Genomic DNA, 12925 nt, shown 5'->3' on the forward strand with positions numbered 1-12925 from the left:
CCCGCTGCTGGGGCCCTCGCCTATTCCGCCGCGCGGGCCAGCGTGTAGCGGTTGCCGGGCTCGGAGATGCCGAGGTTGCCGCGCAGGGTGCTTGCCTCGTAGTCCTCGCGGAAAAGCCCGCGACGGCGCAGTTCGGGCACCACCAGCCGGGTGAAATCCTCGAGCGAGCTGGGCAGCGTCGGGAACATTAGGATGAAGCCGTCGGCGGCGCGGGTCTCGAACCATTCCTGCATGAAGTCGGCGATCTGCGTCGGCGTGCCGGTCAGCCCGTTGCCGGTGTGGCGGCGGGCATAATGCGTGATCAGCTCGCGCATGGTGTGGCCCTGGGTGACGAACTCCTTCAACTCGTCGAAGAGCGCCTTCGAGCCCTTGGCCTTCTCCGGCATGCGCTCCATCGGGAAGGGCTTGTCGAGATCGACGCCGCGCAGGTCGGCCTCGAGGAATTCCTGCAGCATCAGCAGGCCGACATCGGGGTGCATGAGGTCCACCAGTTGCTGCGCCTTGGCCTCCGCCTCCGCCTCGGTCTCGCCGACGTTGATGACGATGCCGGGCATGATCTTCAGGTCGTCCTCGTGCCGCCCGTACCTGGCCATGCGGCCCTTCACGTTGGCATAGAAGGCGCGGTTCTTGTCGATGTTGGAGGCCAGCGAGAACACCATCTCGGCGGTGCGGGCGGCCAGTTCCATGCCGGGCTCGGACCCGCCGGCCTGGGCGATCACCGGGCGGCCCTGCGGCGTGCGCGCGATGTTCAGCGGGCCGCGCACCTGGAAGTGCTTGCCGTGGTGGTTCAGCTCGTGGAGCTTGTGCTGATCGTGGTAGATGCCGCTGTCGCGGTCGAGCAGCAGCGCGTCGGGCTCATAGCTGTCCCAGAGGCCGAAGACCACGTCGACGAATTCCTCGCAGCGCTCGTAGCGCTCGGCATGCGGCGGCAGCCCCTCGCGGTTGTAGTTGTAGCCGGTCTCATCATGGTCCGAGGTCACCACGTTCCAGCACATCCGCCCGCCCGACATATGGTCTGCCGAGGCATAGAGCCGCGCGATGTTGTAGGGTTCGTAGTAGGAGGTCGAGGCGGTGGCGACGAAGCCCAGCTTCTCGGTGTGCTGCGACAGCGCGGTGATCGCGGTGATCGGCTCGAAACGGTTCATCTTCGTGGGCTGGCGGGCGAGGGCGGCCGGATCGCCAATGGCGGCCGCCGGGCTGTCGGCGAAGAACATGAAGTCGAGCTTTGCGGCCTCGGAGATCTGCGCGACCTTCTTCAGGTGCGACAGATCATTGGCGCCATGCACGTCGCTGCCCGGGTGCAGCCAGGCCGCCGGGTGGAAGCCGAAGGTATAGACGAACGTACCGAGTTTGAGCTGGTCGGGGCGCGACATGGGGAGTCCTCTGGCAAGCGAAAGATGCAGCGAGAATGTCGCTTGGCTGGGTTTTGGACAAGCGGGGCGGGGCTTCGCATTGGTTTAGTTTTTCTAAAGTGAAGGCGGCTGCCGAAACCTCCCGATCCGCCCGGATCCCGTTGCGCCTGTTGGGCAGGCATCTCGGCGCTTGCACCCTGCTTTTCCCGACGGTTCGATTGACAGCTCACAAATTGTATAGACATAAAGACGCAACGACCGGGAGAATCGAGATGACAATGCAACAGGTGCTGCGCGGCGGAACCCTCGTGACGCTGGAAGGCGACAAGGGCTACGGGCTGCTCGAGGGCGGCGCCGTGGCCATCGACGGCGACACCATCGCTTGGGTCGGTCCCATGGCCGACCTGCCCGACACCTTTGCCGACTGGCAGGTGACCGAGCTCGAGGGGCGTCTGGTGACGCCCGCGCTCACCGACTGCCACACCCATCTCGTCTACGGCGGCTCGCGTGCCCGCGAGTTCGAGATGCGCCTCGAGGGTGCCAGCTACGAGGAAATCGCCCGCGCCGGGGGCGGCATCGCCTCGACCGTGCGCCACACCCGCGCGGCGGACGAGGGCGCGCTGATCGCGCAATCCCTGCCACGGCTCGATGCGCTGCTGGCCGAGGGCGTGACCACCGTCGAGATCAAGTCCGGCTACGGCCTCGACCGCGACACCGAGCTGCGCCTGCTGCGCGTGGCGCGCAAGCTGGCCGAGCTGCGTCCGGTCACCGTGGTGACCACCTTCCTCGGCGCCCATGCGCTGCCGCCCGAGTGGGAGGGCAGCAAGGCAGAGTATATCGAGCAGATCTGCCTGCCGACCCTGCGCGCTGCCCATGCCGAGGAGCTGGTGGATGCGGTCGACGGCTTCTGCGAGGGCATCGCCTTTTCCGCCGCCGAGATGGAGCCGGTCTTCGCCGAGGCGCAGAAGCTCGGCCTGCCGGTCAAGCTGCACGCCGAGCAGCTGTCGCACCAGGGCGGCATCCAGCTTGCGGCAAACTACGGCGCGCTCTCGGCGGATCACGTGGAATACGCCACCGAGACCGACGCCAAGGTCATGGCAGAGGCGGGCATGGTCGCCGTGCTGCTGCCCGGCGCCTTCTACGCCATCCACGAGACGCAGGCGCCGCCCGTCGCGGCCTTCCGCGCGCACAATGTGCCCATGGCGCTGTCGACCGACGCCAACCCCGGCACCTCGCCGCTGACCTCGTTGCTGCTGACCATGAACATGGGCTGCACGCTCTTCCGGATGACGCCGGAAGAGGCGCTGCGCGGGGTGACGGTGAACGCGGCCAAGGCGCTTGGCCTGACCGACCGAGGCCGCATCGCCGCCGGTCAGCGCGCCGATCTTTGTATCTGGAACACGGACAGCCCGGCAGAGCTGTCCTATCGCATCGGGTTCAACCCGCTTCATGCCCGTATCTTTGGAGGCCACGCATGATCCTCACCCCCGGCGCCGCCACGCTGGCGCAGCTCGAACAGCTCTGGCGCAGCGATGCGCCCGCCCGTCTCGATGATGCCGCCCGCCCGGCCATCGCCGCTTCGGCCAAGGTCGTCGCCGATGCCGCCGCCGGGTCGGAGGCGATCTATGGCGTCAACACCGGCTTCGGCAAGCTCGCCTCGATCAAGATCGCGCCCGAGGATACGGCGACGCTGCAGCGCAATCTGATCCTGTCGCATTGCTGCGGGGTCGGCGAGCCGCTGCCCCGCGCCACCACGCGGCTGATGATGGCGCTCAAGCTGCTCAGCCTCGGACGCGGCGCCTCGGGCGTGCAGGTGCAGACGGTCGATCTGCTGGAAGCGATGCTCGAAAAGGGCGTGACCCCGGTGGTGCCCTGTCAGGGTTCGGTCGGTGCCTCGGGCGATCTCGCGCCGCTGGCGCATATGACCGCCGTGCTGCTCGGGGCAGGGCAGGCGGAGTTCGAGGGTGAGGTGCATCACGGCGCCGAGGCGCTGGCCAAGGCCGGGTTGGAGCCGGTGGTGCTGGGGCCGAAAGAGGGCCTCGCGCTGATCAACGGCACGCAGTTCTCGACCGCGCTGGCGCTGGTCGGGCTGTTCGAGGGCTGGCGCAATGCGCAGACCTCGATCGTCACGGCCAGCCTCACCACCGACGCGATCATGGGCTCCACCGCGCCGACCCGCGCGGAGATCCACACGCTGCGCGGCCATCGCGGGCAGATCGAAGTCGCCGCGGGCATCCGAGAGCTGATGGAGGGCTCGGAAATCCGCGAGAGCCACCGGATCGGCGACACCCGCGTGCAGGATCCCTATTGCATCCGCTGCCAGCCGCAGGTGGCCGGCGCGGCGATCGACCTGCTGCGCTACGCCGCGACGACGCTGGAGATCGAGGCCAACGCGGTCACCGACAACCCGCTGGTGCTCGGGCCGGGCAACATCGTCTCGGGCGGCAACTTCCACGCCGAGCCGGTGGCCTTCGCCGCCGACCAGATCGCGCTGGCGCTGTCCGAGATCGGCGCCATCGCGCAGCGCCGCGTGGCGCTGATGGTGGACCCGGCGATGAACCACGACCTGCCGCCCTTCCTGACGCCCGCGCCGGGGCTGAACTCGGGCTATATGATCGCCGAGGTGACCACCGCCGCGCTGATGTCCGAGAACAAGCACCTCGCCAATCCCTGCTCGACCGACAGCACGCCGACCTCTGCCAACCAGGAAGACCATGTGTCGATGGCCGCCCATGGCGCGCGCCGGCTGGGGCTGATGAACCGCAACCTGTCGGTGATCCTTGGGGTCGAGGCGCTTTGTGCCGCGCAGGGCGTGGATTTCCGCGCGCCGCTGAAGACCTCGCACCGCCTCGCGCGGGTGGTGGGCAAGATCCGCACGCGCGTCGCGCCGCTGGAGAACGACCGCTACCTCGCGCCCGATCTGGAGGAAGGCGCCGCGCTGGTGCGCTCGGGCGCGCTGCTCGATGCTGCAGGACTGGAGGAAGCGCTGTGAGAAACGAGCCCGTCACCGTCAGCCGGGGCGACAGCCCCATCGTCCTCGGCCTGCCGCACACCGGCACCTACCTGCCGGACGAGATCTTCCACAAGCTCACCCCGCGCGGCAAGGAGTTGAGCGACACCGACTGGCACATCCACACGCTTTACGAAGGGCTGCTGCCCGGTGCGACCATGGTGCGCGCCACCTTCCACCGCTATGTGATCGACGCCAACCGCCCGCCGGATGGCGCCAGCCTCTATCCCGGCCAGAACACCACGGGCCTCGTGCCGCTCACCGATTTCGACGGCACGCCGATCTGGCTTGAGCAGCTGGACGAGGCAGAGATCGCCGCCCGCCGCGACGCCTTCCACGCGCCCTACCACGCCGCGCTGCAGGCCGAGCTGGACCGGGTCCGGGCGAAACACGGCGTGGCGATCCTCTACGATTGCCACTCGATCCGCTCGCACATCCCGTTCCTCTTCGACGGCAAGCTGCCCGATTTCAACATCGGCACCGGCAAGGGCACGACCTGCGATCCGTCGATCGAGGCCGCCGCGGCCGAGGTCTGCGCCGCTGCCGAGGGCTATACCTCGGTGCTGAACGGCCGTTTCACCGGCGGCTGGACGACGCGCAACTATGGCCGCCCCGAAGAGGGGTTTCATGCCATCCAGATGGAACTGGCGCAGGACACCCACCTCGAGAGCGAGGTGGCTCCCTATGCCTATGACCAGAGCAAGGCCGCGAAACTGCGGGTCCACCTTGCCGAGCTGCTCAAGCAGGTCGAGGCGCTCGCGCCCGCGCTTGCCAAATAACCCTGCCCAACGAGGAGGCCCCCAGATGACCAACCCCCGCCACAACCTGCGCGACGTCTTCCCCGCGACCGGCACCGAGATCACCGCCAAGAGCTGGCTCACCGAAGCGCCGATGCGGATGCTGATGAACAACCTGCACCCCGATGTGGCCGAGAACCCGCACGAGCTGGTGGTCTACGGCGGCATCGGCCGCGCCGCCCGCACCTGGGACGACTTCGACCGCATCGTCTCGTCGCTGAAGCACCTCGAAGAGGACGAGACGCTGCTGGTGCAGTCGGGCAAGCCGGTGGGCGTGTTCCGCACCCATCCCGACGCGCCGCGCGTGCTGATCGCCAACTCCAACCTCGTGCCGCATTGGGCCAACTGGGACCACTTCAACGAGCTCGATAAGAAGGGCCTGGCGATGTACGGCCAGATGACCGCAGGCTCATGGATCTACATCGGCGCGCAGGGCATCGTGCAGGGCACCTACGAGACCTTCGTCGAGGCGGGTCGCCAGCACTATGAGGGCAACCTCAAGGGCAAGTGGATCCTCACCGGCGGCCTCGGCGGCATGGGCGGCGCGCAGCCGCTGGCGGCGGTGATGGCCGGGGCCTGCTGCCTCGCGGTGGAATGCGACGAGACCCGCGCCGACTTCCGCATCCGCACCCGCTATTGCGACGAGAAAACCCATTCGCTGGATGAAGCGCTCGAGATGATCGACCGCTGGACCAAGGCGGGCGAGGCGAAATCCGTGGCGCTGATCGCCAATGCCGCCGACGTCTTCCCCGAGCTGGTGCGCCGCATGAAGGCGTGCGAGCCGATGCCGAACGGGCGTCCGGACATTGTGACCGACCAGACCTCGGCGCACGACCCGGTGCACGGCTACCTGCCCAAGGGCTGGACTGTCGCCGAGTGGCGCGAGAAGCAGGAGAGCGACCCCAAGGGCGTCACCAAGGCGGCCAAGGCCTCCATGCGCGACCACGTCGCGGCAATGGTCGACTTCTGGAACGCCGGTGTGCCGACGCTCGACTACGGCAACAACATCCGCCAGATGGCGCTGGAAGAGGGGCTCGAGGACGCCTTCGCCTTCCCCGGCTTCGTGCCCGCTTACATCCGCCCGCTCTTCTGCCGCGGTGTCGGCCCGTTCCGCTGGGCGGCGCTCTCGGGCGATCCCGAGGACATCTACAAGACCGACCAGAAGGTGAAGGAGCTGATCGACGATCCGCACCTGCACAACTGGCTCGACATGGCGCGCGAGCGCATCGAGTTCCAGGGCCTTCCGGCGCGCATCTGCTGGGTCGGCCTCGGGCTGCGCCACAAGCTGGGCCTTGCGTTCAACGAGATGGTCCGCAACGGCGAGCTGAAGGCACCGATCGTCATCGGCCGCGACCACCTCGACAGCGGCTCGGTGGCCTCGCCGAACCGCGAGACGGAAGCCATGAAGGACGGCTCGGACGCGGTGTCCGACTGGCCGCTGCTGAACGCGCTGCTCAACACCGCCTCGGGCGCGACATGGGTGTCGCTGCACCACGGCGGCGGCGTCGGTATGGGGTTCTCGCAGCACTCCGGCATGGTGATCTGCTGCGACGGCACCGAGGCGGCGGACAAGCGTTTGGCGCGCGTGCTCTGGAATGACCCGGCGACAGGCGTTATGCGGCACGCGGATGCGGGCTACGAGATCGCTCTCGACTGTGCCCGCGAGCATCAACTCAACCTGCCGGGGATCCTGGGGTGACACATCAGACCGCCTTCGTCGAATTGGACGCAGCCTTTCCGGGCCGGATCGAACGCGGCGAGGCGGTCCGTGCGCAGCACGGGGCAGGGGACAGCTGGCATCCGGCGGCCCTGCCCGAGGCGGTGTTCATGGCGCGAACCACCGAGGAGGTGGCGCAGGCGGTCACGCTCTGCGCCGCCCATGGCTGCCCGATCGTGCCCTTCGGCGCGGGCAGCTGCATCGAGGGGCAGGTTAACGCCATGCAAGGCGGGCTCTGCATTGATCTGTCGCAGATGGACAAGGTGCTGCGCATCAGCCCCGAGGACATGGATTGCACCGTGCAGGCCGGGCTCACCCGGCAGGCGCTGAACGAGGACCTGCGGGCGACGGGCCTCTTCCTGCCCATAGACATCGGCGCGCACGCAACGCTCGGTGGCATGGCCTCGACCCGCGCCTCGGGCACGATGACCGTGCGCCACGGCACCATGGCCGATCTGGTCATGGGGCTGACCGTGGTGCTGCCGGGCGGGCAGATCGTGAAGACCGGCGGGCGGGCGCGGAAGTCCTCGTCGGGCTATGACCTCACGCATCTCTTCATCGGGGCCGAGGGCACGCTGGGCATCATCACCGAGCTCACGCTGCGCCTGACCGGCATCCCCGAGGCGTCGAAGGCCGGGCTCTACAGCTTCCCCACGATCGAGGCGGCGACGCAGACCGTGGTCGAGGCGCTGCAGTTCGGGCTCTGCCTCAACCGCATCGAGCTGATGGACGCGCTGCAGGTCAAGGCGATCAACGCCTACAACAAGACCGACCTGCCCGCGCAGCCGACGCTGCTGGTCGATCTGGCCGGTTCGGAGCAGCAGGTCGACACGGACCGGGACACCTTCGATGCGCTGGCCTCGGAACACGGGGCGGTGCTGCACTCGGTCAACACGCCCGAGGACTACAGCAAGGTCTGGGCGCTGCGCCATTCGGCGCTCTATGCCGCGCGCGGCCTGCGGCCGGGGTGCAAGTCGCTGTCGACCGATGTCTGCGTGCCGGTCTCGGATCTGCCGCGCATCCTCGCCGTGACCAGTGCGGACCTCGATGCGGAGGGGATCATCGCGCCGATGCACGGCCACGTGGGAGACGGCAACTTCCACCTCGTGATGCTCTTCGACGAGGAGGATTCCGCGGAGAAGGCGCGGGTGCAGGCGGCGCATGGGCGGCTGGTCGAACGGGCCATCGCCATGGGCGGCACGGCCACCGGCGAGCACGGCGTGGGGCTGGGCAAGAAGAGCTACATGGAGGCCGAACACGGCGCGGGGCTGGATCTGATGAAGCTGCTCAAGCGCGCGGTGGATCCGGCGAATCTGATGAACCCGGGGAAGATCTTCGATCTCTAGTCGCGGATGACCTTCGGGTATGCGCCTGATTTTTGGGCGCTTGCCCTTGCCTGTCACAAACCCGCATGAGAAGGGCCAACGGCAGGGATTGACATGCGGGACAGGCGTGGTCCCTTTTGTCTAGTCAAAATCGGAACCCGGCCCAAGGGATGGCAGGGACCGACAACAGGGAGACTACTGGATATGCGCAACAAAGTCATCTCCGCACTCGCGGGTGCCGCGCTTCTGATGGGTGGGGCCGCCGCGGCCCAGGCGCAGGACGCGCTCGCCCGGATCAAGGAAGCCGGCGTCATGAAGGTCGGCACCGAGACCGCCTTTGCCCCCTTCGATTACATCGACGCGGGCGAGCACGTGGGCCTCAACATGGATGTCTTCGCCGCCATCGGCGAGGAACTGGGCGTCGAGATCGAGTGGATCACCCTCGACTGGGCCGGCGTTCTGCCGGGCCTCGAGGCGGGCCAGTTCGACGTGGTCGCGGGCCCCGCAACCATCACCGCCGCCCGTATGGAGCGCTACCGCTTCACCCCGCCGATCGCCGAGGCCACCGTGGCCCTGCTGAAGTCGGCCAAGGACGATTCGATCACCAAGCCCGAGGACATCGCCGGCAAGACCATCGGTTCGGGCCACGCCACCGCGCAGCTCGCCCAGCTCGAAGCCTTCGGCGCGACGCTCGACCCGGCACCGGAAACCAAGGACTACGTCTCGTTCAACGAGGCCTATGCCGACCTCGCCGCCGGCCGCATCGCCGGTGTCGCCAACTCGCTGCCGAACATCGCCTTCGTGGCGCAGCAGCGCCCCGAGATCTTCGAGGTGGTCGCGCCCTTCGGTACCAAGACCTACTTCGGCTTCCCTGGCCTGAAGGACGACGACCACGCCTCGCTGATGGATGCCATCGACGCGGCGCTGCTGAAGATGAAGGCCGACGGCCGTCTCGGCGAGATGCAGCAGAAGTGGTTCGGCCAGACCTTCGACACGCCCGACGCGGTGACCGAGCCCAACATCTAAGGCTTTCCCTGCCGGTCCGTTCACCCGGGCCGGCCCTTTCGGCCTGGCCGGCGGCCGGTCCCGCGGGACCACCGCCGGCATTTTTCTCCCCCGCTACAGACGCCAAGCCCGAGGCAATTCCCGGAATATGAGCTGGAAACTCTTCAACCTGCTGCTCGAGGCCTCGCTGATGACGATCTTCGTCAGCTCGGTTTCGATCCTGATCGGCCTGTTCCTGGCGATCCTGCTGTCGGCGGCGAACCTCTCGGGCATCCGCCCGCTGCAGTGGTTCGCGAAATTCTTCATCTCCTTCTTTCGCGGCACGCCGCTGCTGGTGCAGCTCTTGCTGCTCTACAACCTGCTGCCGGTGATCGGCGTGCAGATCCCCTCGCTGGTCACCGCGATCATCGGCCTGTCGATCTGCACCGCCGCCTACCAGGCCGAGAACCTGCGCGGCGGTTTCGAGGGCGTGCCCACCGGCCTTGTGGAAAGCGCCGACATGGCGGGCTTCACCCCGGTGCAGACCTTCTTCCACATCCGTGTGCCGATCGCGCTGCGGCTGACCCTGCCGGCGCTGATCAACGAGGCGATCTTGATCCTCAAGGCCTCGTCGCTGGTGTCGGTCGTCGGGCTGATCGAGCTCACGCGCATGGCGCAGAACCTCGTCGCCTCGACCTTCATGCCGCTGGAAATCTACGCCAGCGCCGGGCTCATCTACCTGGTGATCAACCTCGTGGTGGCCACCGCCGGCCGCCAGCTTGAACGCCGCCTGCCGGGCGTGGGAGGCAAGTGATGGGCTTTGATTTCAACGTCATCCTGTCGAAGCAGGACGAGCTGATCTCCGGCATCGCCATGACGATCTTCGTCTGGGTGGTGGGCACGTTCGCCGCCGCGCTGATCGGCTTCATCATTGCCACCGCACGGCGCTACGGCGGAGTCATCGTCGACAAGGCGCTGACCGTGCCGATCGAGGTGATCCGCGGCACGCCCTTCCTGGTGCAGCTTTTCCTGCTCTACTTCGGCGGCCCCTACATCGGTCTGTCGCTGGATGCGCTGCCCGCGGGTCTGATCGCGCTGAGCATCTACGGTGCGGCCTATTTCGCCGAGATCTTCCGGGCCGGCTACCAGTCGGTGCCGCCCGGCCACGTCGAGGCGGCGGAATGCCTCGGCTTCACCCGCGTGCAGGTTATCCGCAACATCCTGTTGCCCGAGATGGCGCTGCTGGTGATCCCGCCCTCGGTCAACATGGCGATCATCCTGCTGAAGGAAACGGCGCTGCTCTCGCTCATCACGGTCCCCGAGATGACCATGACCGCCAGCGCCATCGGCTCGCAGGAATACGCCTTCGTCGAGGCCATGGTGCTGATCGCGCTCGTTTACTGGGTGCTGGTCGAACTGGCGGGCGTGCTGGGGCGCTTTGCTGAAAAGAAACTCTCAAGATACAGGCTGGCCAAGGCATGAGCGACAACGCGATCTCCGTTCAGCATCTGGTGAAACGCTTCGGCGAGACCACGGTTCTCGACGACATCTCGCTGGAAATCCCGCGCGGGCAGGTGTCCTGCCTGATCGGCCCCTCGGGCTCGGGCAAGTCGACGCTGCTGCGCTGCATGGCCTTCCTCGAGGAGGCCACCGACGGCTCGATCTTCATCGAGGGCGCGCCGCTCGGCTTCGTCTACGACGGCGCCGGCAAGCGCCAGCGCCAGAGCGCGACCGAGCTGCGCAAGGTGCGCTCGCAGATCGGCATGGTGTTCCAGCAGTTCAACCTGTGGCCGCATATGACCGCGCTCGGCAACGTGTCCGCGGCGCTGCGCCGGGTGCGCAAGCTGAGCCGTGCCGAGGCCGAGGAAAAGGCCATGGTGCAGCTGCGCAAGGTCGGGCTGGAGAACCGGGCGGGGCACTACCCCAGCCAGCTCTCGGGTGGCCAGCAGCAGCGCGTGGCCATCGCCCGCTCGCTGGCGTTGGAGCCGAAGATCATGCTCTTCGACGAGCCCACCTCGGCGCTCGATCCGGAGCTGACCGGCGAGGTGCTGAACGTGATGCGCGGGCTCGCCTCCGAGGGCATGACCATGGTCGTGGTGACCCACGAGATCGGCTTTGCCGCCACCGTGGGCAACCAGATCAGCTTCCTCGACCAGGGCAAGCTGCTGTTCACCGATGCGCCGTCGAAGGTCTTTGCCAAGCCGCGCCACCCGCGCCTCGAGCAGTTCCTCGACACCTATCTCGACCGCGGCGCCTCGACGCTGGTCTGACAGGAGGCGGCATGAGCAAGGAGACCGCCCCCAGAGCTTCGCTGCACGATCGGATTCGCAGCGATCTCGAGGGGAAGATCCTCTCGGGTGCCTGGCCGCCGGGGCACCGCATTCCGACCGAGCAGGAGCTGCGGACGGAATACGGCTGCTCGCGGATGACCGTGAACAAGGTGATGACCCAGCTCGCCAACGCGGGGCTGGTGCTGCGGCGGCGCAAGACGGGCTCGATCGTCATGCCGCAGCAGAGCCAGAACGCGGTGCTGGAGATCAAGGACATCAAGGACGAGGTCACCGCGCAGGGCGGCACCTACCGCCACGAGGTGGTGGAGAGGGTGCTGCGCAAGGCGGCGCCGAGCGAGGCCGGGGAATTGGGCATCGAGGAAGGCAGCGAAGTGCTGGCGCTGACCTGCCTGCACTATGCCGACGAAGCGCCGTTCTGCCTCGAGGACCGGGTGATCAACCTCGAGGTGGCGCCTGCCGCGCGCGAAGAGAGCTTTGCCGAGCTGGCGCCGGGGGTCTGGCTGCTGCGACATATCCCGTGGAGCGAGGCCGAGCACACGATTGCCGCCGTCGGCGCCTCGGCGCGGGTGGCCAAGCTGCTCGATCTGTCGGCGGGCACGCCCTGCCTCGTCATGGAGCGCCGCACCTGGCGGCAGGGCGAGACAGTGACCGAGGTCCGGCTGACCTACCCGGGCGCGGCCAACCGGCTGAGCGCGCGGTTCACGCCATCCCTGACCTGACCGCAGCCCCGAGCTTCAGCGCGGGCGGGCCCCGTCGAGGAAGAGGGTGATCGCCCGGTCGCGGCGCGCGGCACGCGTCTCCGGCGACGAGCAGAAACGCTCCGGATCGAGCAGCTTGTGGATGCCGTTGCCTAGGCACATGTCCATCAGCATCTCGGCCGCGGCATCGCAGTCTTCTGGCTTCAGGGCCAGTTCCCCCGTCTTGCAGGCTTCGGAGAGTTCGCGGGCGATGTGGCCGCGCAGGGTCAGCGCACCGCTTTCGAGAATGCTGCAGGCGAGCTTGGGGTAGGTCGGGGCCGAAGTGATCACCGCGCGCAAGAGCTCGAGCGGCGCCTCGTTGAGCGTCGGTTCCTCGTTCAGGGTCAGCAGGTGGCGCAGCCGCTCTTCCAGCGGCGCATCGCTGTTTTCGCTGTCGCGGCTGCGGAAGATTCGTTGGCCGATGCGCGCGAAGCAGGCGCCGAGCAACGCTTCGCGGCTGTCGAACATCGTGTAGATCGTGCGCTTCGACATGTGTACCTGCCGCGCAATGGCGGCGACCGAGACATCCTCGAGACCGCGCTCGGCAATCATCTGGCTGGCGGTGGACAGGACCAACTCTTCCCGGGTCTCTTGATCCATCTGCACCGGCCGTCCGCGGCGGCGAGGCGGGCTCTGGGTGTCTTCGGGAAAGTCGGAATCGGTCATTGGTGTCCTTGGGTCACAGTGTATTATCCAATTAGTTGCGCTGGCA

Annotated in this window: 12 protein-coding genes; 10 read left to right on the forward strand and 2 right to left on the reverse strand. The window is 67.5% G+C overall.

The annotated features are described in order from the left end of the window. Positions 1-20: 20 nt before the first annotated feature. The gene (locus LC039_RS08870) at positions 21-1373 is read right to left on the reverse strand and encodes an LLM class flavin-dependent oxidoreductase (RefSeq protein ID WP_226623329.1); all 1353 of its coding nucleotides are present in this window, start codon (positions 1371-1373) and stop codon (positions 21-23) included. Between the two features lie 251 nt (positions 1374-1624). Between LC039_RS08870 and hutI the strand changes: the two genes are divergently transcribed. The 10 genes from hutI (at position 1625) to hutC (ending at position 12195) form a co-directional block, all read left to right on the forward strand. Then, positions 1625-2830, forward strand: a complete 1206-nt coding sequence (gene hutI, locus LC039_RS08875; protein ID WP_226623331.1) for an imidazolonepropionase — start codon at positions 1625-1627, stop codon at positions 2828-2830. Next, on the forward strand, positions 2827-4344 hold the full coding sequence (hutH, locus tag LC039_RS08880; protein WP_226623340.1) for a histidine ammonia-lyase: 1518 nt from the start codon (positions 2827-2829) through the stop codon (positions 4342-4344). The genes hutI and hutH overlap by 4 nt, the downstream gene beginning before the upstream one ends. Next, complete coding sequence (hutG, locus tag LC039_RS08885; RefSeq protein WP_226623342.1) at positions 4341-5141, forward strand: N-formylglutamate deformylase; 801 nt, start codon at positions 4341-4343, stop codon at positions 5139-5141. Before hutH ends, hutG begins: the two co-directional genes overlap by 4 nt. 25 nt (positions 5142-5166) lie before the next feature. Next, complete coding sequence (hutU, locus tag LC039_RS08890) at positions 5167-6858, forward strand: urocanate hydratase (RefSeq protein ID WP_226623343.1); 1692 nt, start codon at positions 5167-5169, stop codon at positions 6856-6858. Next, positions 6855-8222, forward strand: coding sequence for an FAD-binding oxidoreductase (locus LC039_RS08895; protein ID WP_226623348.1), 1368 nt, complete (start codon positions 6855-6857; stop codon positions 8220-8222). The genes hutU and LC039_RS08895 overlap by 4 nt, the downstream gene beginning before the upstream one ends. Before the next feature lie 183 nt (positions 8223-8405). Beyond that, entirely contained in the window at positions 8406-9227 is an 822-nt protein-coding gene (locus tag LC039_RS08900) for a transporter substrate-binding domain-containing protein (protein WP_226623349.1), read from the forward strand. 127 nt (positions 9228-9354) lie between these two features. Continuing rightward, positions 9355-9999, forward strand: a complete 645-nt coding sequence (locus LC039_RS08905) for an amino acid ABC transporter permease (protein ID WP_226623351.1) — start codon at positions 9355-9357, stop codon at positions 9997-9999. Then, a complete protein-coding gene (locus LC039_RS08910) occupies positions 9999-10667 on the forward strand; it encodes an amino acid ABC transporter permease (protein ID WP_226623353.1) in 669 nt (222 codons plus the stop codon). The genes LC039_RS08905 and LC039_RS08910 overlap by 1 nt, the downstream gene beginning before the upstream one ends. Beyond that, positions 10664-11455, forward strand: coding sequence for an amino acid ABC transporter ATP-binding protein (locus tag LC039_RS08915; RefSeq protein ID WP_226623355.1), 792 nt, complete (start codon positions 10664-10666; stop codon positions 11453-11455). Before LC039_RS08910 ends, LC039_RS08915 begins: the two co-directional genes overlap by 4 nt. Positions 11456-11466: 11 nt before the next feature. Then, on the forward strand, positions 11467-12195 hold the full coding sequence (gene hutC / locus LC039_RS08920) for a histidine utilization repressor (protein ID WP_226623357.1): 729 nt from the start codon (positions 11467-11469) through the stop codon (positions 12193-12195). Between the two features lie 15 nt (positions 12196-12210). Here hutC and LC039_RS08925 read toward each other — a convergent pair whose 3' ends face one another. Further along, positions 12211-12879, reverse strand: a complete 669-nt coding sequence (locus LC039_RS08925; RefSeq protein ID WP_226623359.1) for a TetR/AcrR family transcriptional regulator — start codon at positions 12877-12879, stop codon at positions 12211-12213. Between the last annotated feature and the right edge of the window lie 46 nt (positions 12880-12925).

It is taken from the genome of Alloyangia pacifica, assembly GCF_020524285.1.
Classification (GTDB): Bacteria; Pseudomonadota; Alphaproteobacteria; order Rhodobacterales; family Rhodobacteraceae; genus Salipiger; species Salipiger pacificus_B.